Annotated in this window: 20 protein-coding genes and 1 pseudogene; 17 read left to right on the top strand and 4 right to left on the bottom strand. The window is 73.4% G+C overall.

From position 1 onward, the window contains the following. Positions 1-26 precede the first annotated feature (26 nt). The 6 genes from ACTMTJ_RS04705 to ACTMTJ_RS04680 are packed head-to-tail and all read left to right on the top strand — an operon-like array spanning position 27 to position 7,629. Positions 27-2,939 carry a hypothetical protein gene (locus ACTMTJ_RS04705; protein WP_441214804.1) on the top strand — a complete coding sequence of 971 codons (2,913 nt, stop codon included), beginning with the start codon at positions 27-29 and terminating at the stop codon, positions 2,937-2,939. Continuing rightward, a complete protein-coding gene (locus ACTMTJ_RS04700) occupies positions 2,936-3,892 on the top strand; it encodes a glycosyltransferase family 2 protein (protein WP_441214803.1) in 957 nt (318 codons plus the stop codon). The genes ACTMTJ_RS04705 and ACTMTJ_RS04700 overlap by 4 nt, the downstream gene beginning before the upstream one ends. A gap of 13 nt (positions 3,893-3,905) precedes the next feature. Further along, positions 3,906-4,997, top strand: a complete 1,092-nt coding sequence (locus ACTMTJ_RS04695; RefSeq protein ID WP_441214802.1) for a glycosyltransferase — start codon at positions 3,906-3,908, stop codon at positions 4,995-4,997. A 26-nt stretch (positions 4,998-5,023) separates the two neighbouring features. Then, positions 5,024-5,965, top strand: a complete 942-nt coding sequence (locus tag ACTMTJ_RS04690; RefSeq protein ID WP_441214801.1) for a lysylphosphatidylglycerol synthase transmembrane domain-containing protein — start codon at positions 5,024-5,026, stop codon at positions 5,963-5,965. After that, positions 5,962-6,747, top strand: a complete 786-nt coding sequence (locus tag ACTMTJ_RS04685; protein WP_441214800.1) for a class I SAM-dependent methyltransferase — start codon at positions 5,962-5,964, stop codon at positions 6,745-6,747. Before ACTMTJ_RS04690 ends, ACTMTJ_RS04685 begins: the two co-directional genes overlap by 4 nt. Before the next feature lie 21 nt (positions 6,748-6,768). Beyond that, positions 6,769-7,629 carry a hypothetical protein gene (locus ACTMTJ_RS04680; RefSeq protein WP_441214799.1) on the top strand — a complete coding sequence of 287 codons (861 nt, stop codon included), beginning with the start codon at positions 6,769-6,771 and terminating at the stop codon, positions 7,627-7,629. Here the strand turns inward: ACTMTJ_RS04680 and ACTMTJ_RS04675 are convergent. Together ACTMTJ_RS04675 and ACTMTJ_RS04670 are read right to left on the bottom strand one after the other, a co-directional pair. Beyond that, complete coding sequence (locus ACTMTJ_RS04675) at positions 7,626-9,557, bottom strand: protein kinase domain-containing protein (RefSeq protein ID WP_441214798.1); 1,932 nt, start codon at positions 9,555-9,557, stop codon at positions 7,626-7,628. The two genes, ACTMTJ_RS04680 and ACTMTJ_RS04675, sit on opposite strands and share 4 nt — an antisense overlap. A 66-nt stretch (positions 9,558-9,623) precedes the next feature. Next, positions 9,624-10,394 carry an aldo/keto reductase gene (locus ACTMTJ_RS04670; RefSeq protein WP_441214797.1) on the bottom strand — a complete coding sequence of 257 codons (771 nt, stop codon included), beginning with the start codon at positions 10,392-10,394 and terminating at the stop codon, positions 9,624-9,626. Positions 10,395-10,713: 319 nt separating this feature from the next. Between ACTMTJ_RS04670 and ACTMTJ_RS04665 the strand changes: the two are divergent. The 5 genes and pseudogenes from ACTMTJ_RS04665 to ACTMTJ_RS04645 form a co-directional block, all read left to right on the top strand. Beyond that, positions 10,714-12,180: pseudogene (locus ACTMTJ_RS04665) on the top strand (SNF2 helicase-associated domain-containing protein); the annotation flags it as partial. Next, positions 12,160-14,898 (top strand): SNF2-related protein, encoded by a 2,739-nt coding sequence (locus ACTMTJ_RS04660; protein ID WP_441214955.1) that lies wholly within the window; start codon positions 12,160-12,162, stop codon positions 14,896-14,898. The pseudogene ACTMTJ_RS04665 and the gene ACTMTJ_RS04660, both read left to right, overlap by 21 nt. Then, a complete protein-coding gene (locus tag ACTMTJ_RS04655; RefSeq protein ID WP_441214796.1) occupies positions 14,895-15,788 on the top strand; it encodes an SWIM zinc finger family protein in 894 nt (297 codons plus the stop codon). The genes ACTMTJ_RS04660 and ACTMTJ_RS04655 overlap by 4 nt, the downstream gene beginning before the upstream one ends. Positions 15,789-15,991: 203 nt before the next feature. Further along, complete coding sequence (locus tag ACTMTJ_RS04650) at positions 15,992-16,723, top strand: response regulator transcription factor (protein WP_441214795.1); 732 nt, start codon at positions 15,992-15,994, stop codon at positions 16,721-16,723. Further along, positions 16,701-18,161: an ATP-binding protein gene (locus tag ACTMTJ_RS04645; protein ID WP_441214794.1), complete on the top strand. Its 1,461-nt coding sequence runs from the start codon at positions 16,701-16,703 to the stop codon at positions 18,159-18,161. Before ACTMTJ_RS04650 ends, ACTMTJ_RS04645 begins: the two co-directional genes overlap by 23 nt. A gap of 11 nt (positions 18,162-18,172) precedes the next feature. Here ACTMTJ_RS04645 and ACTMTJ_RS04640 read toward each other — a convergent pair whose 3' ends face one another. Beyond that, positions 18,173-19,003, bottom strand: a complete 831-nt coding sequence (locus ACTMTJ_RS04640) for an ABC transporter ATP-binding protein (protein ID WP_441214793.1) — start codon at positions 19,001-19,003, stop codon at positions 18,173-18,175. Positions 19,004-19,138: 135 nt separating this feature from the next. Here ACTMTJ_RS04640 and ACTMTJ_RS04635 point away from each other — a divergent pair, with 135 nt between their 5' ends. The 6 genes from ACTMTJ_RS04635 (at position 19,139) to ACTMTJ_RS04610 (ending at position 24,155) form a co-directional block, all read left to right on the top strand. Then, a complete protein-coding gene (locus ACTMTJ_RS04635) occupies positions 19,139-20,140 on the top strand; it encodes an NAD-dependent epimerase/dehydratase family protein (RefSeq protein ID WP_441214792.1) in 1,002 nt (333 codons plus the stop codon). 68 nt (positions 20,141-20,208) lie between these two features. Beyond that, positions 20,209-21,099 (top strand): ABC transporter ATP-binding protein, encoded by an 891-nt coding sequence (locus tag ACTMTJ_RS04630; protein WP_441214791.1) that lies wholly within the window; start codon positions 20,209-20,211, stop codon positions 21,097-21,099. Then, a complete protein-coding gene (locus ACTMTJ_RS04625; protein ID WP_441214790.1) occupies positions 21,096-21,824 on the top strand; it encodes an ABC transporter permease in 729 nt (242 codons plus the stop codon). The genes ACTMTJ_RS04630 and ACTMTJ_RS04625 overlap by 4 nt, the downstream gene beginning before the upstream one ends. A 14-nt stretch (positions 21,825-21,838) precedes the next feature. Further along, a complete protein-coding gene (locus ACTMTJ_RS04620) occupies positions 21,839-22,912 on the top strand; it encodes a histidine kinase (protein ID WP_441214789.1) in 1,074 nt (357 codons plus the stop codon). Then, on the top strand, positions 22,909-23,514 hold the full coding sequence (locus ACTMTJ_RS04615; protein WP_441214788.1) for a response regulator transcription factor: 606 nt from the start codon (positions 22,909-22,911) through the stop codon (positions 23,512-23,514). The genes ACTMTJ_RS04620 and ACTMTJ_RS04615 overlap by 4 nt, the downstream gene beginning before the upstream one ends. Positions 23,515-23,675: 161 nt before the next feature. Further along, entirely contained in the window at positions 23,676-24,155 is a 480-nt protein-coding gene (locus ACTMTJ_RS04610; protein ID WP_441214954.1) for a tetratricopeptide repeat protein, read from the top strand. Positions 24,156-24,189: 34 nt separating this feature from the next. On the opposite strand, the gene ACTMTJ_RS04605 is transcribed toward ACTMTJ_RS04610, so the two are convergent. Further along, a complete protein-coding gene (locus tag ACTMTJ_RS04605) occupies positions 24,190-25,035 on the bottom strand; it encodes an MBL fold metallo-hydrolase (protein ID WP_441214787.1) in 846 nt (281 codons plus the stop codon). Position 25,036: the final 1 nt, after the last annotated feature.

Here is a 25,036-nt window from a genome sequence, read left to right as displayed (position 1 = left end):
GTGGAGGAGTCATACGGAAGAGAGCGATGACCACACAGCACTCCACGCTGCCGGCTGTGCCCGCCGATCCCGCGGCGCCGGCCCCTGAGCGGGCGCCCGCCCGGCGGCGGTGGCGGCCCGACCTGATCACCACGGTCGGGGTGCTGGCGTTCGTGCTCTTCACGCTCGGCACGGTCGGCTCGCCCCTGTGGGGTGGCAAGGTGCTCGCCGGCACCGACGAGCTGGGGCTGCGCAGTCCGTACGCGGAGACCGGCTTCGCCGGCGTCCAGGTGCAGAACACCTTCATGGACGATACGACAAACGCCGTGATTCCGGACACGCTGCTCTTTTCCGGGCAGCTGAAGGACGGACACATCGCCGCGTGGAACCCGTACGTGGTCGGCGGCGTCCCGCTCGGCGCGATCCCCACGCTCGGTCTGGCCAACCCGCTCACCCTGCCGTACTACCTGCTGCCCGACTCGCTCGCGCCCGGGTACGTCAAGCTGCTGGAGACCGCGTTCTGCGGGATCATGATGTTCCTGTTCCTGCGGCGGCTGCGGCTCGGGCGGCCGGCGGCCGTGCTCGGCGGGCTCGTCTTCGCCAGCAGCGCGTTCATGATCATGTGGACCAACTGGCCGCACACCCGCACCGCCGCGTTCATCCCGGCGGTGTTCTGGGCCGCCGAGCGGTTCGTCCAGGAAAGACGGGTGCGCGACGCCGCGTTCATCAGCCTCGCGGTCGGCGGCATGCTGGCCGGCGGCTTCCCGGCGGTCACCGCGTTCACCCTGTTCACCGCCGCGCCGTACCTGCTGGTCCGGGCCCTCGCCGAGTACCCCGGGCAGGTGAAGCGGATCGTCGGGGTGGTCGCCGGCGCCGCCGCCGGCCTGGTGGGAGCGCTCGCGCTCGTCGCGTTCCAGCTCCTGCCGTTCAGCGCGACGATGTCGCGGGTGCTGATCGCCGGCCGCGACCAGCAGCCCGACGAGCACCTCTCGATCGCCAGCCTGATCACCACGCTCGCGCCCTGGGCACTGGGCACCGTCAAGGCCGGCGACCCGCCCGGCTGGTACCTGCCGGTCAACCTCGTCGAGTCGATGTCGTACATCGGTTCGGCCGGGCTCGTGCTGATCGTGGTCTCGGTCGCGGCGCCGTGGGTGGCCCGCGGGTTCCTGCCGCGCGGCACCTGGACGTTCCTCGTCGCGACGCTCGGCGTCTGGGCGGCCGTCCTCTACACCGCGGCCGGCTCCGGACTCGCCCACCACCTGCCGGTCTTCTCCAGCAACTTCGTGGGGCGCGCGCGCAGCGTCGTGTGGCTGCTGATCGCCGCGCTCGCGGCCGTCGGCCTGGAGATAATCCTGCGCCGCCGGCGGGAGGCCAGCGCCGTCGAGGGCCGGCGCCGCCTCCGCCTCGGGTACGCCGCCGGCGTGTGGGCCGCCTTCGGGGTGGCCGGAGTGTTGATCTTCCGCGAGGCGCGGCACGCCGCCTACGTGGCGCCCGCCGACTCGGCCGTGCGGGTCGAGCGGCTGCGCCAGGTCAACGACGAGGTGCTGACCGGCCTCGCCTTCCTCACCCTCGCCACGCTCGCGGTCGCGCTCGTGTGGTGGTCGGGCGGCCGCGGCGAGCCGGTGTGGGCCCGGGTGCGGGTCGGCGCGGCGGCCACGCTGCCGGTGCTCGCCGCCGTGCAGGCGCTCACGCTCACCGTGCCCTACCTGCCGCGGGTCGACAAGGACACGTACTTCCCGGTCACGGCCACCCACCGGTACCTGCTGGACCACCTGGGCCACGAGCGGTTCGCCGGCACCTCGCGGGCGATGATGCTCGGCGCCGACGCCAAGCTCCAGCTGCGGGCGCTGAGCGGACACCAGTTCGTCAACCTGCGCTTCTCCGAGCTGGTCCAGGGCATACCGACCCGGCAGTTCGCCTCGCCGACCTGGCTCGACCTGCCCGCGCTGCCCGACGTGGCGACAAGCCCGGTGCTCGACCGGCTCGGCGTGCGCTACTTCGTGGCCAGCCCGGCCGCGGTGGTCTTCGGCGAGCGTTCACCCGTGGTGGAGGGCGGCGGTGGCACGCCGGTCGCGCTGGGGTCCGCGCCGGTCCGGCTGACCACCGAGGGCGGGCTGCGGGCGGTGACGGTCACGCCGGTCGGCCCGCTGCCGCCGCGTACCCCCGCCGCCGCGATCGACATGGTGCTCAAGGACGCCAGTGGGAAGGAAGTGGGCCGGTCCCACCGGCTCGCGAGCGGGCTCGCCGACGGCAAGCCCTTCGACTTCCCGGTGGCGGCCGAGGGCGTGGCGGCGGGCACGGCGCTCACCGCGGAGTTCACCACCTCCGGGCTCGGCGGGCCGCTCAACGCCGCCACGGACGGCGACGGCACCCTCCGGGTCGGCACGGTCACCGCCCGCGACGACGGGCTGCGGCTCGTGGAGTCGACCCCCGCGGTCATTTACGAGCGGCTCAAGGCCGCGCCGCGGATCCGCTGGGCGAGCGAGGCGATCGTCGAGCCCGACGGCAACGCGCGGATCAACCGCGAGGCCAGCGGCACGCTCCGCCCCGACCAGGTCGTGCTCGACACGCCGGGGCCGGCGGCCGACGGCGCGCCGGCCGACCTGCGGATCGACGAGGACGGCACCGACTCGATCGAGGTGTCGGTTTCCGCGAAGGGTGCCGGCTACCTGGTCATCGCCGACGCGATCCAGGGCAGCTTCAAGGCCACCGTAGACGGGAAACCGGCCGACCTGGTGCCGGCCGACCACGGCCTCGCGGCCGTCGCCGTGCCGAGCGGCGACCACGTGGTGCGCGTCGAATATGCCGCGCCATACGATAATCTCGGCGGCTGGGTCTCTATGCTCATGGTCATCGCCCTCATCGTGGTGGCGGTGGCCGGGCGCGTCCGGGACCGCCGCCGTTCCACATCCGAGGGCATCGGCACCGCACGCCGGAGCCAGATTGTGACTAGTCGATGATTATCGAGCAGACGGTACGGACCGCCGAGGGGCGCCCCAGCATGGCACCAACGCCACCAGAGCCGGCCACGCTCGACGTGACCGTCGTCCTGCCCTGCTACAACGAGCAGACCCACGTCGTGGAGGAGCTCGAGCGGATCACCAAGGCGATGGACGCGAGCGGGTTCACCTACGAGCTGCTCGTCATCGACGACAAGTCGACGGACGACACGCTCGCCGTGCTCCGCGAGGCCGAGCCGCGCTTCCCGCACATGCGGCTGATGGCGTTCCAGCGCAACGGCGGCTCCGGCACCGCCCGCCGCATCGGCTCGCAGGAGGCCCGGGGCGGCATCGTGGTGTGGACCGACGCCGACATGTCCTACCCCAACGAGCGGATCCCCGAGCTCGTGCAGCACCTGATCGACAACGAGCACGTCGACCAGGTCGTCGGCGCGCGCACGTCCGAGCAGGGCAGCCACAAGGCGCTGCGGGTGCCGGCCAAGTGGGCGATCCGCAAGTTCGCCGAGCTGCTCGCCGGCACGAAGATCCCCGACCTCAACTCGGGGCTGCGCGCGTTCCGCAAGACCGTCGCGCTGCCCTACCTGCGGCTGCTGCCTCCCGGGTTCTCCTGCGTCACCACGATCACGCTGGCGTTCCTGTCCAACCAGCACCAGGTCGACTTCATGCCGATCGAGTACGCGAAGCGGTCCGGCACGAGCAAGTTCCACTTCGTGCGCGACGCCTACCGGTACATCCTCCAGGTGCTGCGCATGACCGTGTACTTCAACCCGATCAAGGTGCTGATGCCGCTCGCGCTCTTCCTCTTCGGGGTGGGCGTGGTCAAGGCGGTCGTCGACATCTTCCAGTACTACTTCCGCATCACCACCAACGCGATGCTGCTCATCGTCACCGGGCTCATCATCGCCGCGGTGGCGTTGCTGGCGGACCTCATCGTCCGATCCCGCGCCGACTGAGCGGGGCCGCGTCGTGCGTATCGCTATCGTGGGGCCGGCCCACCCGTACAAGGGCGGCATCGCCCAGTACACGACGGCGCTGGCCCACGAGCTGACCGCGGCCGGGCACGAGGTGCGGCTGGAGTCCTGGTCGCACCAGTACCCGAAGCTGCTCTACCCGGGGCAGCTGACGGTCAGCGAGCCGGAGCTGCCGCCGTTTCCGGGCACCCATCGCAAGCTGTCGTGGCGCCGGCCCGACTCCTGGTACGCGTGCGGCCGGCGGCTGCGCGGCTACGACGTGGTCGTGCTCGTCACCGCCACGCCGATCCAGATGCCGGCCTACCGGGGGATCCTCGCCGGGCTGGGGCGGCGCCGTAAGGCGCGGGTGATCGCCCAGTGCCACAACGTGCTGCCGCACGAGCGGCGCGCGACCGACGTGCGGCTCATGCGCGGCGTACTGTCCCGTGTGGACGGTGTGCTCGTGCACACGGCCGAGCAGGCGAAGATCGCCAAGTCGCTGACCGACAAGCCGGTCGTGGTCGAGCACATGGCGCCCATCGTGGTCGCCTCGCCGGCGTCGGCGGCCGCCGCGGACGGCGTCTTCAACCGGCTGCTGTTCTTCGGCATCGTGCGCCCCTACAAGGGCCTCGACGTGCTGCTGCGCGCCATGGCGGCCGGGCCCGACGAGGTGTCGCTGCGGGTCGCCGGCGAGTTCTGGGGCGGGCCCGAGGAGACCAAGCGGCTGATCGCCGAGCTGGGGCTGGAGTCCAGAGTGGAGCTTCGCCCCGGGTACGTCGACGCGGCCGACGTGCCGAGCCTCTTCGCCGACGTCGACGCGCTCGCGCTGCCGTACCGGGCGGCGACCGCCTCGCTCAACGCGTTCCTGGCGTTCGCGCACGAGCGGCCGGTGATCGCCACCCGCGTCGGCACGGTCGAGCAGGACGTGCGCGACGGCGTCGACGGTGTGCTCTGCGCGCCCGACGACGTGGAGTCGCTCGCCGACGCGCTCACCCGCTTCTACGCCGAGGGCGAGCCGCTGCGGCTGCGCCTGGGCGTGCGCCCCGTCGACACCGGGCCGGGCTGGCAGGCGTACTCCACGGCGCTGCTCTCGGCGGCCTCCGCGTGACCGCGTCCCCTTCGTCGGAAACCGTCGTGGCCGACCCCTCGGAACGACCGCCGAAACGCCGGCGCGGCCTCGGCATCTGGTTCAAGATCGGGTTTTTGGTCGTCGCGGCCGCCGCCGGCGTCTGGTACGTCGTGGCCAACTGGGACGAGACCGGCCCGGCCCTCCGCCAGATCGGCTGGGGCGCGGCGCTCGCCTCGGTGCCCCCGGTGGTCGGCGCCGGGATCGCCGGCATGCTCGCCTGGCGGCGGCTGCTCGCCGACCTCGGCCACCCGCTGCCGGTCGTGGCGGCCGGGCGGGTCTTCTACACCAGCCAGCTCGGCAAGTACCTGCCCGGCTCGGTCTGGACGTTCCTCGCGCAGGTCGAGCTCGCCAAGCAACTCAAGGTGCCGCGGGCGGTGTCGTTCGCGGTCAGCGTGCTCGCGCTCGTGCTGTCGCTCGCGGTCGGCCTGGGCATCGCGGTGGTCCTGCTGCCCTTCGGCGCGGGCGACGCGCTGCGCCAGTTCTGGTGGCTGTGGCTCATCCTGCCCGTGCTCGCCGCCGCGATCCACCCGGCGGTCACCACCTGGGGCATCAACCTGCTCTTCCGCATCCTGCGCCGGCCCCCGCTCACCGTGCGCCCCAGTGGCCGCGGCATGCTCGCCGCCTCCGGCTGGCAGGTCCTCAGCTGGTGCCTGATGGGCCTGCACTGCTTCATCCTGGTCCGCGCCGCCGGGGCCGAGGGCTGGTCGATCCTTCCCCTCGCGGTGGGCGGCTTCACGCTGGCGTACTGTGCGGGGGTGCTCTTCGTGCCGGCACCCGCCGGCGTCGGCGTGCGGGAGCTGGCGCTCGGCGCCGCCCTGGCCACCGCGATCTCACCGCAGGCGGCCGCGGCCGTCGTGCTCGTCTCCCGCCTCGCGCTCGCCGTCGTCGACATGGGCATGGCCGCGCTGAGCATCCACCGCACCCGGCACCACGAGGAGTCAACATGACAGAGGCGGCACCGCCCGGAGGAGCGGCCACCGCGCTCGCCAAGCGCGTGGCCGAGAGCGCGCTCTGGACCAGGGTCCGGCTCCAGCGCGCCATCGCCGCGCCGTCGTCCCAGCCGGCGCCCATGCCACCCACCGACGTACTGCGCTCGCGGGCCGAGTGGGAGCAGGCGGTCGCCGAGTGCCGGCGGCTGCGGCTGCCGCTGCACCACGACCGCCCGAAGAACTGGGACGCGCTCGGCGCCGTCGCCACGATCCTCGACCGGCTGGGCGGCGACGCCTCGGTGCTCGACGCCGGCAGCGCCCGCTACTCCTCGGTGCTCCCGTGGCTGCGCCTGTTCGGCCTCGAGGACCTGGTCGGTAACAACCTGGAGTTCGGTGAGGACGTGCGCCGCGACGGCGTCCTGTTCCGCTACGGCGACATCACCGGCACCGACTTCCCGGACGGCCGCTTCGACGCGGTGACCTGCATGAGCGTGATCGAGCACGGGGTGCCGCTCGAGCCGTTCCTGGCCGAGTCGGCGCGGATCATCCGCCCGGGCGGCCTGCTCGTCGTCTCCACCGACTACGACCAGGACCCGCCGGACACCAGCGACAAGACCGCGTACGGCGCGCAGGTGCACATCTTCTCCCCGGTGGAGATCAAGGAGTTCGTGGCCGTCGCGGAAAAGCACGGGCTGCGCCTGCTGGGCGAGCTCGCGCTGGAGCACGCCGAGCGCCCCGTGCACTGGAAGCGCGTCGGCATCGACTACACGTTCATCCGCCTGGCCTTCGTCCGCGACTGACGTCTCTCCGGGGCGCCGTCGATGCGGGTTTCGGTAGTCGGCCGGTTGGCGATCGTCTCGCTGGCGCCGGCGTTGACGCTCGTGCCGTCCGGCTGCTTCGCCACCGACGGCACGCCGCCGACACCCCCGCCGTCGGTGGCGTCCCGCGAGATCCGCGAGTTCGACTTCGCCAACGCGGAGTGGCTCGACACGTCGGTGAGCGAGACCGAGAAACTCCAGGACGGTGCCGCCCGGCGTAGCGAGGACACCGCGCTCAGCCCCATGTCTGGCGGTGGCTCGTGGAAGCTGCTCGACGGGGCGCAGTTCGCCGACGCCGACGGAGACGGTGACGAGGACGCCGCGGTCGGCCTGGCGACCTCCGGCGGGCAGTCCGCGAACGTCGGGTGGTACATCTGGCTGTGGCAGGGCGGCACCGCCGTCCAGCTGCGTCGGGCGATCGTGTCGACCACCCGGTGCGACCGCCCGATCGACGGGGTGACGGCGGTGGCCGGCGGGTTCGAGGTCCGGACGTTCGTCTTCCAGTCCAACGTGGACAACTGCGCCGGCGGCGGCGCCGTACCGGTCACGTTCGTGGCCGGCGTGCGAGACGGGTGGCCGGTGCGGATCAGGCCGGAGTTCGGCCCGCTCGCGACGTGCGATCCGAAGGCGCTGACCGTGCCGCTGCGACCCGGCGGGGAGGTCCAGCTACGCGTCGACACCGACGCGCGGGCGCCGATCGTCGAACCCGCTCAGCGGTACGACAGCCTGATGGTCAGCGAGCTCTCGGTTTCCCCCTACCTGACGGACGAGGAGAGGGGCGACTGGGTGCTGGCGAGGGCGGTGCGCGGCGACAAGGTGACCTGCGGCTACGCGCACGTGGATCAGGTGTTGGGCCCGGCCTAGCCCTGATATCGCTGCCAGAGCTCGACGAGATCCGTGCCGTCACTGTCGGTGACCAGGAGGCCGATAAGCCGGTCCTTCGCACTCGTCCAGACGACAGCCCGCTGTGTCGGGCTCCACTGGAACACGTGCAGGCCCGGCGGCGGATCGGCCTCGCCCCGCGCCTTCGTGGCCGGCCGCTGGGCGGCCAGGTAGCGGCCGCGGACCGTGTCGAAGTCGGCCTGCTTGTCGAACTCGGCGAACATCGCCGTCAGGTTGCCGCCGTTGTGGCAGTGGATGCTCTTCGACGGGGTGATCGCCTCGCCGAGACCGGCCGGGAAGCGGCCGGTGACGGCCGTGTCGCCGGAGCCGCTGCGGCATTCCGCCCAGCTCGGATAGTCGTCCCAGGGCGCGACGAAGTCTTCCATCGCGAACAGCGCCAGCTCCCCGGGAGTCTTCGGCAGCCCGGCGAAGGGATTGCCGGACGACGGGCCGGCGCCGGGCGATCCCCGGTCGCCGAGCTGGCTCAGCGCGACACCGGCGACCGGGATCGCCACCAGGATCACCAGCGCACCGGCCACGAGTCCGGCACGCCGCCGGACGCCGCGCCGGGGCGCGGGTCGGGAGACGCCGCCGCGCGGCCCGCGGAGCGCCCGCGCGACCCGATGGTCGACGCCTGGACGTCCCGCGAGCAGCTCGCGGACCTGGGGGTGGGCCGGCCAGCGACGCAGTGCGCTCGCGAGGCTGGACGCCGCCTGCCCGGTCCGGCCGCCCATCCAGTCCGCGACGCCGGCCAGGAGCTCGCGATCGCCAGCTCGCGCGCTGAGGACCAGGACGCTCTCGATCGTCTCGTCGAGCAGATCCCAGTGCTCACCCCGCTCGGCGTGGTCGGCCACGACCAGCAGCCACGGCAGCGCCCCGGGCCCGGCCGCCGCCGCGGCGTCCTCCACCGGCCCCGCCCGCAGCAGGCGAACCATCTCCGCGGCGGTCGCCGGATCGGCCGCGACCGCCGCGCGCGTGCGCTCGTCGCCAAGGCCGAGCAGGCTCTCCTCGAGGATCTGGGCGTTTTCCCCCGACTGGGCGGCCAGCCGGAGCAGCGCCGCCGGCGCACCGGGGTCGCCGTCCCGTGCCTTCGCGAGCAGCTGGGCGCCGCGGTCGGCGACGGCGTCCGGGCTGTCCAGCTCGCCGTCCACCAGAGCGAGCAGGTCGTCGACGCTCGCGACGCGGTCGTGGCTGTCGTGCCGGGTCGCCGCCTTGACCACGGCCCGCCACGGCCCGCCGGCGGGCAGCAACGGGATGTTGGCGTGCGGCAGGCTGCCGGTGAGCGCCCAGCCGATGATCTGCCCGATGCTGTAGATGTCGGCCTGCGGGCCGGCGGCGTGTGCGTCGACGGCGAGCTCGGGCGCGGCGAAGCCCTCCGTGCCGAACGCGGTGCCGGTGCGGGTCCGGCGCGCGTCGGTTGTCTGCCCGCGCGGGCGGCGACCCAAGCCCCAGTCGGCGACGACCCAGCGGCCGTCGAGCCGCAGGAGGTTGTCCGGCTTGAGATCCCGATGGATCCAGCCCTGCTGGTGCGGCAGGCGCAACGCCTCGCAGATGGCACCCACGAGGTCACGCAGGGCCTCGGTCTGGGACAGGTCGGCCGCCAGGGTGAGCGCGGTCGCCTCGGCCAGCGGCATGACGAACCAGTCGAAGGCGGGACTGTGATCCAGCACCGGCATGACGTGTGGATGGTCGCCGAAGAGCTCGGCCGCCTCGATCTCCCGCCGCATGCGCGCGACCACGTCCGGGTGCCGCCCGTCCAGGCGCTTGAACGCCACCCGGCGGCCGCTCGGCTTGTGGGTGGCGGCGAAGACCGTCGCCTGGCCGCCGGTCGCGATCGGCCGTGGATCGAGCGCGTAGTCCCTGCGGTCGCCGGACGCGAGGGGCAGGGTCGCCGCGCTGTCGAAGCTCAAACCTCGCTCCTGCGAGATGGGAAACCGTGCGATGGGCGGCGCCATCATCGCACGGTCCCGGGCGGCCTAGCGGACCGCGTCGATGCGGGCCATCTCCTCGTCGGTGAGCGCGAAGCCGAACACGTCGAAGTTGTCCCGGACCCGCTCCGGCGTCGCCGACTTCGGGATCACCACGATCTCGCGCTGGATGTGCCAGCGCAGGATGACCTGGGTCACCGCCACCCCGTGCGCGGCCGCCACCTCGGCGAACACCGGATCGCGCAGATCGCTGCGGCGGAACGGGCTGTAGCCCTCCACCACCACGCCGCGCTCGCGGTGCTCGGCCAGCAGCCGGGCGTCGTGGAGCGCAGGGCTGTACGGGATCTGGTTGACCGCCGGCGTCACACCCGTCGCCTTCGTCAGCTCGTCGATCTGGGCGATGGAGTAGTTGCTCACCCCGATCGCGCGGGTCAGCCCGTCCTCCCGCGCCGCCACGAACTCGCGCCACGTCTGCGGGCGGGCCGACCCGTTCGGCGGCCAGTGCACGAGCCACAGGTCGAGCTGGTCCACGCCGAGCGCCTTCAGGCTCGCCTCGATCGTCTCCCGCTCGCGGCCGGCCCGCTCGGCCGGCAGCTTCGTGGTGACGAACACCTCCCCGCGCGGCACGCCACTGTCGTGCAGTGCCCGACCGACCTCGCTCTCGTTGCGGTACATGGTGGCGGTGTCCAGATGCCGGTAGCCGGTCTCCAGCGCGACCCGCACCGGCTCGTACGCCTTCCTTCCGGGCAGCTGCCAGGTGCCGAAGCCGAGCAGCGGCATCTCCGGGCCGTCACCGACGCTCACCGTGGGTTGTGTCATGCCACCCAACCTACCCACGCCGGCCGTGCCGCTCCGCCGGCTCACCGCACTGGGCTGGCAGACTTGGGCGGTGCTGGTCGTCCACGGTCTCTACCTGCCCACCGGCCACCTCGGCCTCTGGGCGGAAGACTCCACCGTGCGCGCCCGGCGGTCGCGCAAGCACCCCTTCGCCGCGCCCGCCGAGGCGGTGGCCGCCGCGCTCGGTGACGCCGCGGCACGTGAGCGAGCTTGCGAGCGAACCATTGGACTCAGTGATGGCCAACGCGACGGGTCGCACCACCAGACGGCCGTTGCACGCCACGCGACCGCCACGCTCCAGCTGCCCACGGCGGGCGGCCGCCCGCTCGACTCACCCGAGCTCGTGCGCACCGACCCGCCGCGCCGGGGGAGCGCCGCCGTGGCTCTCGCCCCCTGGCTCGTACCCACGCTGGAGCTGGATCCCGACGCGGCGCTGTCGCTGCTGCGCGGGCTGGACGACCGCGTGGCTCACGGCTCTTCGCTGCGGCACGCGGCGGAGGTCGCCGCCTTCGCCGCGGACCTGGTGCGGCGCGGCCGGGTGCTGCCGGCGGTGGCCGAGGGCGCGGCCGCGTGGCGGCCGGTGCTGACCGGCGCCGACGCCGCGTGGGCCCGCGCGCTCGCCGCCGCGCTGCCACCCTCCGGCCGGGCGGCCGGAGGAAACCCCGCGACCCTCCTCGGGGTCACCCTCGACGCGCTGGTCGACGCCGCGGCGCGGGCGGCATTGGATGGGGTACGCATCGCCGGGGGCCGTGGCACGACGTCAGGCGCGTGGCTGGGGGCACTGTCGGGCCGTGAGCGCCGGGTCGACGCTGCCGCGTCCGAGCTGGCCACGCTCGCCGGCGCCGTGGCCGAGTGGCAGCGCGACGCGGCCGGGGGCGCGGTGCGGGCCTGCTTCCGCCTCGTCGAGCCGGACGAGGAAGAGGTACAGGACTGGCGCGTCGACTTCTCGCTGCAAGCCGCCGACGAGCCGAGCCTGGTCATCGACGCCGACAAGGTGTGGCGCTCGCGCGGCGCCCTCCGCGCCCTCGCGCGCCACCTCGACGCTCCACAGGAGACACTCCTCACCGAGCTGGGCCGCGCCAGCCGGCTCTGGCCCGAGCTGGACGACGCCCTCCGCACCGCCAAACCGTCCACATTGGGCCTCGACGTCACCGGAGCGCACCGCTTCCTGCGCGAGGGGGCGCCGCTGCTGCACGCGGCCGGGTTCGGCGTGCTGCTGCCCACGTGGTGGGGCCGCCCCGGTTCGCGGCTCGGCGCCAAGCTCCGCGCCCGCGGCAGCCGCACCGCGCCCGGCACGGTCGCCTCCACCAGCTCGGTCGGCATGCGCTCCCTCGTCGACTACCAGTGGGAGCTGGCGCTCGGTGACGAGCCACTGTCCGAAAAGGAGCTGCGCGAGCTGGCCAAGCTCAAGACCCCACTGGTCCGCCTGCGCGGGCAGTGGGTCGAGCTCGACGCCAAGCACCTGGCCGCCGGTCTCAAGCTGCTCAAGTCGGGCGGCGAGATGAGCGTGGGCGAGCTGCTCCACCTAGGACTGTCCATGGAGGACGACCCGGACGCCCTCCCGATCCAGGCGGTGACGGCCGATGGTCCGCTGGGCGACCTGCTCGCAGGCGAGGCCGAGCGCCACCTGGCCCCGATCGACCCGCCACCGACCTTCGCCGGCACGCTACGCCCATACCAGAAGCGCGGCCTGGCCTGGCTGACGTTCCTCCAGTCCCTAGGCCTGGGCGGCATATTGGCGGACGACATGGGCTTAGGTAAATGCATAAGTGGTGACATGTCTGTATTTGTCAATGGGCAGCTTATCACCGCCGAGCGGCTGTGGGCCGAGTGTGCCGGGCCGTCCGAGTCGGACGGAGAAGGGGAGTGGGCGGCACCCACACGGCCCCTGATCGTCAACGCGCTCTCCGGGGGGCCATTCCCGGGCCCGATGGTGGAGGCCCCGGTGCGCCGCCTCTACCGCCAGCAGGTCAGCGAACGGCTACGGCGGATCCGGCTCGACGACGGCAGCGAGGTCCTGATCACCCGGCGACACAAGCTCCTCGGCACGCACGGCTGGACCAACGACATCAATGTCGGCGACCGGCTCTGCGTGCCGGCGCGGCTGGTCTGGCGGGGCGAGCCGGTCGACCCCGACCTCACGACGCTGCTGGCGTGGCAGATCAGCGAAGGCTACGAGGTGCGCAGCGGTGCCCTGTACATCTCGCAGAAGGACACCGCGGTCCTCGAAAGGGTGCGTCGGGCCGCGCTCGATTGGGGAACTCGACTGGGCGTCCGGATCAACCAACCCTCGCTCGCTCGTAACACCCGGGGATACGGCGTCCTCGGCATCCGTAGCGTGGCGTACATGCGCTATCTGGAGGAGCGCGGATACCGGTGGGGCCAGCGGTCGGCGGGCAAGGCGATTCCGGACTTCGTCGTCGCCGCCGATGACGCGACCATCGCCCTGTTCCTGCGGGAGTACTTCACGGCGGAGGGTTCCGTCGTCCCGTCGATGCGGATGGTGGAGATCAGCTCGGCCTCGCCGGTGATCATGCGGCAGCTCTCCACGATGCTGCGCCGTTTCGGCATCTGGCTGCGCTTCACCGTGAAGCACAAGCGGGCGACTAACGGCGCGGGGATCCTCCGCCCGTACCACGTGGGCGTCATCGGCGGGCCGTCCCTGCGCCTCTTCCAGGAGCACATCGGCTTCTCCGATCCGGTCAAGACGGCCAAGCTGGCGAAGCTCTGCGCCAAGCCCGCCAACACGAACGTCGAGGGAGTGCCGGCGGCCGACATCCTCTCGTACGCGAAGGCGGTCACCGGCCTGCCCGCGCGGCACTTCGGCGTCGGCACGGTCTACTTCGTCGGCAGCCAGGAAACGTCGCGGGCGACCTCGGCCCTCGCGGTGGCGGGGATGGACCGGATCATCTCGGGAGAGGCCGCCGCGGAGTACGCCGCCCGCCCGCACACCAAGTGGACAGCGGCGGTGACCGAGGCCTACCGGCACCTGGATCTGGACGGGCTGGGCGACCTTCGCGACGCGCTCGCCTGGCGGGCGGGTAGCGAGGTGCACTTCGCGGAGGTGGTGTCGGTCGAGGACGTGGACCACACCGGGTGGGTGTACGACTTCGAGGTCGCCCAGCACCACAACTTCGTCGCCGGCGGCATGCTGTGCCACAACACCGTGCAGTTGCTCGCCTTGATGGCCGGCGACGAGGCGGAGGTGGGGCCGACGTTGCTTGTGTGTCCTATGTCGCTGGTCGGCAACTGGGAGCGGGAGGCGGCGAAGTTCGCGCCCGGGTTGCGGGTGCACGTGCACCACGGTGCGGAGCGGGCGCGCGGGGCGGAGTTCGCGGCGGCGGTGCGGGAGGCGGACGTCGTCGTCACCACGTACTCGGTGGCGGCGCGCGACGCCGAGGCCCTGGGTGAGATCGCGTGGCACCGGGTCGTCGTTGACGAGGCGCAGGCGATCAAGAACGCCGCCACCCGGCAGGCGGCCGCCGTGCGCGCGCTGCCGGCGCGGCACCGGGTGGCCGTCACGGGTACACCGGTGGAAAACCGCCTCGCCGACCTCTGGTCCATCATGGACTTCGCCAACCCGGGGCTGTTGGGCGCGGCGGCGGCGTTCAAGAAGAAGTACGCCGAGCCGGTCGAGCGGCACGGTGACGAGGAGGCGGCGCGGCGGCTGCGGCGGATCACCGGGCCGTTCGTGCTGCGGCGCCTCAAGACCGACAAGACGATCATCTCGGACCTGCCCGACAAGCTGGAGATGGAGGTGCTCTGCAACCTGACCGGCGAGCAGGCGTCCCTGTACCAGGCGGTCGTGGACGACATGATCGAGAAGATCGAGCGGAGCGACGGCATCGAGCGGCGCGGCCTGGTCCTCGCCACGATGAGCAAGCTCAAGCAGGTGTGCAACCACCCGGCGCAGTTCCTGCACGACGACACCCGGCTCGCCGGCCGCTCGGGCAAGCTGGCCCGCCTGGAGGAGATCCTCGAGGAGGTGCTCGCGGCGGGGGAGCGGGCGCTGCTGTTCACGCAGTACGCCGAGTTCGGCGGGATGCTCCGCGCGCACCTGTCCGCCCGCTACGGCCGCGAGGTGCTCTTCCTCCACGGTGGAGTGTCGAAGAAGGACCGTGACGGGATGGTCGGCCGCTTCCAGGGTCCGGGCGGGCCGCCGCTGTTCGTGCTCTCGCTCAAGGCGGGCGGCACCGGCCTCACGCTGACCGCGGCCAACCACGTGGTGCACGTCGACCGCTGGTGGAACCCGGCCGTCGAGGACCAGGCGACCGACCGGGCGTTCCGGATCGGGCAGCGGCGGGCGGTGCAGGTGCGCAAGTTCGTGTGCGCCGGCACCGTCGAGGAGAAGATCGCCGACATGATCCGGGAAAAGCGGGGGCTGGCCGCGAAGATCGTGGGCACCGGCGAGCAGTGGCTCACCGAGCTGTCCACATCGGATCTGCGGCGGCTCTTCGCGCTGGAGGCCGGGGCGGTGGTCGAATGAACTTCCAGCGGTTCGGGCGCACCCGCGAGGTCGAGGGCGGGCTCAAGGCGCGCAGCGCCCGCGGCGCGATCGGTGAGTCGTGGTGGTCCCGCCGATTCCTGGCGGTGCTGGAGTCGTTCGCGATCGGCAGCCGGCTGACCCGCGGCCGCTCGTACGCGCGCAAGGGCCAGGTCCTCTCCCTCGCCGTGGCGCCCGGCGAGGTGACCGCGTCGGTGCAGGGCTCGCGCGAGCAGCCGTACCGGGTGACGATCGGCCTGGAGCGCTTTTCCGCCGCGGTGTGGGCGCGCGCCGAGGAGGTGCTGGCCGGCCAGGCCATCTACAGCGCGCGCCTGCTGGCCGGCGACGTGCCGCCCGACCTGGAGGAGCTCTTCGCCGGGCTGGGCGCGCCCCTGTTCCCCCAGCGGGTGGCCGACCTGCGGATGCGCTGCACGTGCCCCGACCACGCGGTGCCGTGCAAGCACCTGGCGGCGACGTTCTACCTGCTGGCCGAGGAGTTCGACGAGGACCCGTTCCAGATCCTGCACTGGCGCGGCCGCGCCCGCGAAGACCTGCTGTCGCGCCTGCGCCTGCTCCGTGGCGGCGGCGTCGAGGGCACGCGGCGCTCCGACCGCGGCGTCGAGGGCACGCGGCGCTCCGACCGCGCCCGCCCGCCGGCGCCGGTGGGTGCCGCCGCCGCGCTGGCCGAGGTGGCCGACCCGCCGCTGGAGGACGCGGTCGACCGTTTCTGGCTGCCGCCCCAGCCGCTGCCCGCACGGCCGCCGACGCTGGAGACCGAGCCCGACCTGCTGCTGCGCCAGCTCCCGACCCCGGGGCCCGCGCTGGGCGGCGCCGGCCTGGTCGCCCGCCTGCGCCCGGCATACGAAGCCTTCGCCGAGTCCCCGCCGCCGTAGCCGTGGGCGGCGACCGTGGCGAAGCGAGCCCGGCTGCGCCCGGCTTACGAGGCCTTCGCCGAGTCCCCGCCGCCGTAGCCGTGGGCGGCGACCGCGGCGAAGCGAGCCCGGCTGCGCGCCGGCTATGAGATTCTCACAGGTGGCGCACAGAAACGGCCAAGGACGGGCACAGGCGCGCTCGCCAGCATAGGAGCGTGATCAGCGTGAACGCGAGGACGGCCGGGCCCGAGCTGCGCCGGCCGGATGGCGAGCCCGTGCGGGTGCTCGTCGTGGACGACGAGGCCACGCTCACCGACCTGCTCTCGATGGCCCTGCGCTACGAGGGGTGGCAGGTGCGCAGCGCCGCCAACGGGATGGCGGCCGTGCGGGTGGCGAAGGAGTTCGAGCCGGACGCGGTCGTGCTCGACATCATGCTGCCCGACCTCGACGGCCTGGAGGTGCTGCGGCGGCTGCGTGGCGTGCGGCCCGACGTTCCGGTGCTCTTCCTGACCGCGCGCGACGCGGTCGAGGACCGGGTGGCGGGGTTGACCGCGGGCGGCGACGACTACGTGACCAAGCCGTTCAGCCTGGAGGAGGTCGTGGCGCGGCTGCGCGCGCTGATGCGGCGGGCCGGGGTGGGCACGACGCGCGACGACGCCGTGCTCGTCGTGGGCGACCTCAGCCTCGACGAGGACAGCCACGAGGTGCGGCGGGGCGGCGACCTGGTGTCGTTGACCGCGACCGAGTTCGAGCTGCTGCGCTACCTGATGCGCAACCCGCGCCGGGTGTTGAGCAAGGCGCAGATCCTCGACCGGGTGTGGCACTACGACTTCGGCGGGCAGGCGAACGTGGTCGAGCTGTACATCTCGTACCTGCGCAAGAAGATCGACGCCGGCCGCCCACCCATGATCCACACGTTGCGCGGGGCGGGATATGTCCTCAAGCCGGCCGAATAGCCGGCCGAAAAGGCCGAACAGCCGGCCCAGCGCCCGGCCCAGCACCTGGTCGCTGCGGGCGCGCCTGCTCGCGGCGATCATCGCGCTGCTCGCCATCGTCGGGCTGCTGATCGGGGTCGCGACCACGTTCGCGGTGCGGGCCTACCTCATCGAGCAGGTCGACGGGCAGGTCGTCGACGTTGGCCACCGGCCGCCGCCGCGAGGCAAGGATCTCACCACGCCCGGCCTGCCGCCCGACTCGGTCCGCGCGATCGTCCTCGACGGCGCGGTCGACCGGGGGGCCCGGGTGGACCCCGACGCCTACGGCGAGGTCCCGCTGACCGCCGCCCAGGAGACCGCGCTGGTCACGGTGCCGACGGACCGCCGCATCCACACCGTCGAGCTGCCCGACCTCGGCGACTACCGGGTCCTGGCCATCGCGACCCCGGACGGCACGGTCGTCACCGCCATCCCGCTGGCCACCGTGAACGACACCGTGCTGCGGCTCGTCGGCATCGAGGTGGCCGTCGTCGGGGCGGGCGTGTGCCTCGCGGTGGCGGTCGGCGCGCTCATCATCGGTGGCGCGCTGCGACCGTTGCGCCGGGTCGCGGCCACCGCGGGGCGGGTCGCGGAGCTGCCGCTCGACCGCGGTGAGGTGGCGCTGTCCGTGCGCGTGCCCGAGGCGGACACCGACCCGCGCACCGAGGTGGGCCAGGTGGGCGCGGCGCTCAACCGCATGCTCGGCCACGTCGCCGCCGCGCTGGCCGCGCGGCAGGCCAGCGAGACGCGGGTACGGCAGTTCGTCGCGGACGCCAGCCACGAGCTGCGCACCCCCCTCGCCGCGATCCGGGGGTACGCGGAAGTGACCCGCCGCGGCCGGGAAGAGGTGCCGCCGGACGTGGCGCACGCGCTGCGGCGCGTCGAGTCGGAGTCGGCGCGGATGACCACGCTCGTCGACGACCTGCTGCTGCTCGCCCGCCTCGACTCGGGCCGTCCACTAGAGACGGAGCCGGTGGACCTGTCCCGGCTGCTGGTCGACGCGGTCAGCGACGCGCACGTGGCCGGCCCGGAGCACAAGTGGCGGCTCGACCTGCCCGAGGAGGCGCTCACCGTGCCCGGCGACGCGGCCCGCCTGCACCAGGTGGTCGCCAACCTGCTCGCCAACGCGCGTACGCACACCCCGCCGGGTACCGAGGTGACCGTCGCCCTGCGCGCCGCCGCCGGCGACGGTGCGGTGCTCACCGTGCTGGACACCGGGCCGGGGATCGCGCCGGACCTCCAGGCGGACGTGTTCGAACGCTTCGCGCGCGGCGACACCTCCCGCTCCCGCGCGGCCGGCAGCACCGGGCTGGGGCTCGCGATCGTGGCCGCCGTCGTGGAGGCGCACCACGGCACCGTCGAGGTGTCGAGCCGGCCGGGGCGCACAGAGTTCACCGTGCGGCTGCCCGGTTCACCGTGAAGCGCGGACCTTCAGGCGGGCGACGCGGTGCTCGCCGCCAAGCTCGCGGCGTGAGAAGGGCGGCGGGCGGCCGGCACCACCAGCGGGGTGCCCGTCTCCGGGTCGGCGACCACGCGGCAGGCCAGGCCGAACACCTCGCCCACGAGCGTCGCGTCGACGATGTCGCCGGGCGCGCCCTCGGCCACGACGCGGCCGTCGCGCATCGCGATCAGGTGCGTGGCGTACCGGCAGGCCTGGTTGAGGTCGTGCAGCACCGCGACGAGCGTGCGGCCGCCGGTCTCCTGGAGGTCGGCGCACAGGTCGAGCACCTCGACCTGGTGGGTGATGTCGAGAAACGTGGTGGGCTCGTCCAGCAGCAGGATGCCGGTCTGCTGGGCGAGCGCCATCGCCAGCCACACCCGCTGCCGCTGGCCGCCGGAGAGCTCGTCGACGAGGCGGTCGGCGAGGTCGGTGACGCCGGTGGCGGCCATCGACTCGCGCACCACCCGCTCGTCTTCGCGCGACCACTGCCGCAGCAGCCGCTGGTGCGGAAAGCGACCGCGGGCCACGAGGTCGGTCACCGTGATGCCGTCGGGCGCGATCGACGTCTGGGGGAGCAGGCCGAGGCGGCGGGCGACCTCTTTGGACGGATACGACGTGATGGCCTTGCCGTCGAGGTGGACCGCGCCGGTGCGGGGGCGGAGCATGCGGGAGAGGGCGCGCAGGAGCGTCGACTTGCCGCAGGCGTTGGGACCGACGATCACCGTGAACGAGTTGTCCGGGATCGTCACGCTCAGTCCTTCGGCGACGACCCGCTGGTCGTACGCGAGCGTGAGCCCCTCACCGGAGAGCCTCACCGACACCGAATCACCCCCAAGTTTGGTGAGCCTAACATAACCCGCTGACCTGGCCTGTCGCGGAATCGACGCACCTCTTTGGGGGGTCAGCCCCACATTGCTAACGTCTCCGTCGGAGCGTGGGCTTGGGGGAAATGGGCGGTGAACGGCGGGACAGGCAGCCTGAAAGCTCGGGCTCTCATACTGGGCGGTGCCGACTTCTTCGGCCTGCACCTGGCGCGACGGCTGGTCACGGAGGGTTACCACGTCGTGGTCGTCGACAACCTGTCCCGCGGGCGCGACCGGGCGGAGGTGGCCGCGCTCGGCGCCACACCCGGCGTCGAGGTGATCGCGGGCGACCTCACCGACCCGGCGACCTGGTCCGCGCTGCCCCGCGGCTGGGCCCAGATCTACCTGCTGCCACCCGCGCCGCTGCCGAAGTCGATCGAGTCCGACCCGGTCCGCGCGGTCCGCGGCCACGCGCTCGCCGCCCTCCACCTCATCGACTGGGCCGCGCCCGGCGACAAGGTCTTCTTCGCCTCCTCCGGCGAGGTCTACGCGGACGGCGTGGAAGACGGCGTCGTGCAGGTGCCCACCGAGGAGGGCGAGCCGGTGGTGGTCGGCGACCTGGCCGAGCCGCGCTCGGCGTACGCGGCCAGCCGCCTCTTCGCCGAGGCCGCGCTCGTGCACGCCGCCCGCGCGGGGCGCAGCCGGGTGGTGGTGGGCCGCTTCTACGACGTCTACGGGCCGCGGATGGGCATCGACCAGCTCATCCCGCAGATGTGCCTGCGGGCGGTGCGCGGTGACGACCCGTTCCTGGTGAAGGGGCCGCACCGCAAGCGCGCGTTCTGTTACATCGACGACGCGGTCGAGGCGACGCTGCGGCTGATGGAGGCGCCCGCCGCGGTCGGCGAGATCGTCCACATCGGCAACGACGGCGCCCAGTCCACGATCGGCGACCTGGCCCGCGCCGTGCTGCGCATCGCCGGCGTGGAGACGCGGGTGGTGGCCGAGCCCGCGCCGCCCGGCTCGCCAGCCCGCCGCGCGCCCGACCTGTCCAAGCTGCGCCGGCTCACCGCCTTCGAGCCGTCGGTCGACCTCTCCGACGGGCTGCGCCGCACCTTCTACTGGTACCGCCGGACCTGGGCCAACCAGCGGGCATGACATCCGTCATGGCTCGGGGGTGACTGGCGGGCGACCTGGTCGGCGCCGCTCGGGCGGACGGTGAGGGCATGACACCGACAGTCGCCCTTCGCGGGCTCACCAAGCGGTACGGCGGCGTCACCGCCGTCGACGGGCTCGACCTGACCATCCGGCCCGGCGAGGTCGTCGCCCTCCTCGGGCCGAACGGCGCCGGCAAGTCCACCACCATCGACATGCTCCTCGGCCTGGCCCGCCCGGACACCGGCAGCGCCCACCTCTTCGGGATGCCGCCCGCCGACGCGATCGCAGCCGGCAAGGTCGGCGCGCTGCTCCAGTCCGGCGGGCTGCTGCCCGACCTCACCGTGCGCGAGATCGTCGAGCTCTCCGCCGCCCTGTACGCCGGCCACCGCTCGGTGCCCGACGTGCTGGCCCGGGCCGGGCTCACCGACCTCGCCGGGCGCCGGGTGGCCAAGCTCTCCGGCGGGCAGCAGCAGCGGGTGCGGTTCGCGATGGCGCTCGTCGCCGACCCGGAGCTGATCGTGCTGGACGAGCCGACCACCGGCCTGGACGTGGAGGCCCGGCGCTCGTTCTGGGCGGCGATGCGGGAGGAGAGCGGCCACGGCCGCACGGTGCTCTTCGCCACCCACTACCTGGAGGAGGCGGACGCGTTCGCCGACCGGATCGTCTTCATGCGGTCCGGCAGGGTGGTCGCCGACGGCACCGCCGCGCAGATCAAGGCGCAGGTGTCCGGCCGCACCATCCGGGCCACGCTGCCCGGCGCGGACCTCAACGCGCTCGCCGCCCTCCCCGGCGTCGACCAGGTGGAGAGCCGCGGCGACGCCGTGCTGCTCACCTGCCACGACTCCGACGCCGCGCTGCGCGCGCTGGTCGCCACCACACCCGCGTACGACATCGAGGTCACCGCCCGCGGGCTGGAGGACGCTTTTGTCGCCCTGACCCTGGAAGGAGCGCCGGCATGAAGACATACCTGCTCATGGAGCTCAAGCGCCTGCCCCGCAACAAGCGCGTGCTGATCTTCAGCATGCTCATGCCGGCCGTGCTGCTGCTGATCTTCGGCGGGCTCAACAAGGGCCAGGACCTCGACGGCGTGGACACCTCGGCGTACCTCATGGTGAGCCTCGGCGTCTTCGGCTCGATGACCAGCGTGATGGGGCGCGGCGGTTCGATCGCCGTCGAGCGGGGCATCGGCTGGAACCGCCAGCTCCGCCTCACCCCGCTGCGGCCCAGCCGGTACGTCGCGATCAAGGTGGCCACGTCGCTGCTGATGGCCATCCCGCCGCTGGTCGTCGTGTACCTGCTCGGCGCGCTCGCGCTCGGCGTGCACCTGTCGGCCACCACCTGGCTGCTCGTCTTCGTCGGCTCGTGGCTCGGCGCGCTCCCGTTCGCCGCGCTCGGTGTGGTGATCGGCTACGTCGCCACCCCCGACAGCGTGCAGCAAATCTCCGCGCTGCTGTACATGCTGCTGGCCGCGTTCGGCGGGCTGTGGGTGCCGATCGAGGTCATGCCACGGCTGATGCGCGACATCGCCGAGTTCACGCCCGCGTACTGGGTCGGCCAGCTCGCCCGCAACCCGCTCTTCCACGGCTCGCTCGACATGCGCGGGCTGCTGGTGCTGCTGGCCTGGGCGGTGGGACTCGGGTTCGTGGCGCTGCGGCGGTTCGGCGCCGACACGGCCAGGGCATGAGTAGCGTTCCCAGCGTGCGGGGACGCGTCTTCCACCTTTGGTACGGGGTCTGGCTCGTCTACCTCGTCGAGCCGCTCGTCCAGGCGTGGAGCGAGGACAGCCCGGCCGCCCGCGCGCTCGGCGTGGTGGCGGTCGGGCTGTTCGCCGCGATCTTCGTGGCGTTCTTCGGGGCGTTCCGCCGGGCCCGCCAGCAGCGCCGAGCGGTGCCGGGCTGGTGGGGCTGGGCCGGCGTGGCCGGCATGCTGGTGCTGCTCTGCGCGCTCACGCCGGCGATCGGCGAGAGCGCGCTGGGCCTGCTGACCTTCGTCTCGGTCGTCGCGCTCTTCGGCCTGCCCCGCCGGCCGGCGCTGGTGCTGGCGGGGCTGTTCGTGCTCGCGCCCGTCGCCGTGCCGGTCGCCGTGCCGGGGTGGCGGCCGCGCCCGGACCTCAGCTTCACGGTCTTCCTGGCCTGCCTGATCGTGCTCGGCGTGACCCAGCTGCTCCAGCGCAACGCCGAGCTGGCCGCCGCCCGCGAGGAGATCGCCCGCCTCGCCGTCGCCGACGAGCGCAACCGCCTCGCCCGCGACCTGCACGACCTGCTCGGCCACTCGCTGACCGTGGTCGCGGTCAAGGCCGAGCTGGCCGGGCGGCTGGTGCGGATGGCACCCGAGCGGGCCGAGGAGGAGATCGGCGACGTGGAGCGGCTGGCCCGCCAGTCCCTGCGCGACGTGCGGGCGGCCGTCGCCGGGTACGCCCAGGCCTCCCTCGCCGCCGAGCTGGCCGGCGCGCAGGCCGCGCTCACCTCCGCGGGCATCGACGTCGAGCTGCCGGACGACGTGGAGCAGGTGCCACCGGAGCGTCGCGAGCTGTTCGGCTGGGTGGTGCGCGAAGGTGTCACCAACGTGGTGCGGCACAGCGGCGCCAAGCGCTGCTGGATCCGCGTCACGCCACACGAGGTGGAAGTCGGCGACGACGGGCACGGCCCGGACGGCACGGCGGGCGGTCGCGGCCTGGCCGGGCTGCGGGAGCGGGCCGAGGCCGCGGGCGGTTCGCTCACCGTCGGCCGCGCGCCGGAGAGGGGTTTCACATTGCGGGTACGGGTGCCGTGATCCGCCTCCTCCTCGCCGACGACCAGGCCCTCGTGCGGGGCGCGCTGGCCGCGCTGCTGTCCCTGGAGACCGACCTGGAGGTGGTGGCCGAGGTCGGCCGCGGCGACGAGGTGGTCGAGGCGGCCCGCCGCACCCGACCCGACGTGGCGCTGCTCGACGTCGAGATGCCCGGCCTCGACGGGCTCGCCGCCACCGCCGCCCTCCGCGCCGCGCTGCCCGCGTGCAAGGTGCTCGTCGTCACCACGTTCGGCCGCCCCGGCTACCTGCGCCGGGCGATGTCCGCCGGCGCGAGCGGCTTCGTGGTCAAGGACACGCCCGCCCGCCAGCTCGCCGACGCCGTCCGCCGGGTCGCCGCCGGCCTGCGCGTCGTCGACCCGGGACTGGCCGCCGAGTCGCTCGCCGCCGGCGACAGCCCGCTGACCGTGCGCGAGACCGAGGTGCTGCGCGCCGCCCGCGACGGCGGGACCATCGCCGACCTGGCCGCCACGCTCGCGCTCTCCGAGGGCACCGTGCGCAACCACCTCTCGTCCGCGATCGGCAAGACCGGCGCCCGCACCCGCGCCGAGGCGGTCCGCCTCGCCGACGAGTCCGGCTGGCTCTAGGGGCCCCGCGCAAACGGTCCGCGGCTGACGCGGACGTGGGCGAATATGGCTCGCAACAACACCACAACGGACGGCGACCCCGAGACTGGATTTGCCTGAAGAAAATCACAGCACGGGCAGCGTGACCTCGGCGCCGGGAGATCTCTAGGGTTGTCTGCGTGATGTGGGAAGAGCGGATCGCCGAGGCGTGGCGCAGGATCGACGAGTACGAGCCGGAGGCCTTCCGCCAGCTCATCGACGCGCTCGCGGCGGAGCTGCCCGAGGGGAGTGCCGAGGCGGCGTTCGAGCGGGCCTCCGCGTTCGACTCGACCGGGCATCCCGACCAGGCCGTGCCGCTCTACCGGCGGGCCCTCGCCGCCGGGGTCGGCGGCGAGCGGCGGCGGCGCGCCACGATCCAGCTGGCCAGCTCGCTGCGTAACCTCGGCAGTCCACAAGAGAGCGTCGCGCTGCTGGAGGCGGAGCTGACCCGCGACTCGGACGGGCTCGACGACGCGGTGCGGGCCGTGCTCGCGCTCGCCCTCACCGACCTCGGCCGCGAGCGGGAGGCGGTGTCGCTGCTGCTCGGCGCGCTCGCCCCGCACCTGCCCCGCTACCAGCGTTCGATGGCCAACTACGCCCGGCTGCTCGTCGCCAAGGAGTGACGCGCTAAGCAGTGACCTGCTTAGCAGTGACGCGCTAGGCAGTGACGCCGAGCCGCGCCGCCAGCACGCCGGGCGGGTCGTAGGCCGGGTCGCCGCGCAGCTGGCGGTAGGCGCGGTCGAGGGCCTGCCGGGCGAAGTCCTCCGGCAGCGGGGTGTCGCGCCACGCGTCGTCGACCGTGCGGCCCGCCGCGAACGCCGCCCGCGCCACCTCGGCCGTGCGGGCCAGCGTGGCGCCCTGCTCGCGCACGAACATCGCGTCGACAACCTTGCCGTGCCCCGGCACCACCGCGCCCGCGGCCAGCGCGGCTACGGCCTCCATCGTGAGCGGCCAGTCGAGCGGGAACGCGTCGCCGAACACCGGCGGGTAGCCCTCCTCGACGAGGTCGCCGGCGAAGAGCACCGCCGCGTCCGGGATCTCCACCACCACGTCGTTGTCGGTATGGCCCCGGCCCAGGTGTCGCAGGTGGACGGTGCGGCCGCCCAGGTCCAGGCGCGCCTCGGTGGCGAACGTGCGGTCCGGCGGGACGATCTCCACGGCGGCCAGCTCGGCGGCGAGCGGCGGCTCGGCGCCGGCCGCGAAGTACGCCCGCTTGACCGGGCCGTCGCGGCGCAGCATCTCCGCGCAGCGCTCGTGGCCCCAGATCTCCGCCGGCAGGAACGCGTGGTTGCCGAAGCAGTGGTCGTAGTGGCCGTGCGTGTTGACGACCGTCCACGGCAGCGCGGTCACCTGGCGGACGGCGTCGGCGATCGCCCGCCCCAGCGGGTGCGTCATGCGCGTGTCGACCACCACGCAGGCGGCCGCGCCGACGATCAGGCCGACGTTGGGGTTGACGCCGTCACCCGGGCTCACGAAGACCCGCTCACCAACTTCACTCCACACC

This window comes from Phytohabitans sp. LJ34, from assembly GCF_052068095.1.
In the GTDB taxonomy this organism is placed as follows: Bacteria; Actinomycetota; Actinomycetes; order Mycobacteriales; family Micromonosporaceae; genus Phytohabitans.
The sequence above is the reverse complement of the archived record's forward strand: the minus strand, read 5'-3'. Positions and strand labels throughout refer to the sequence as shown.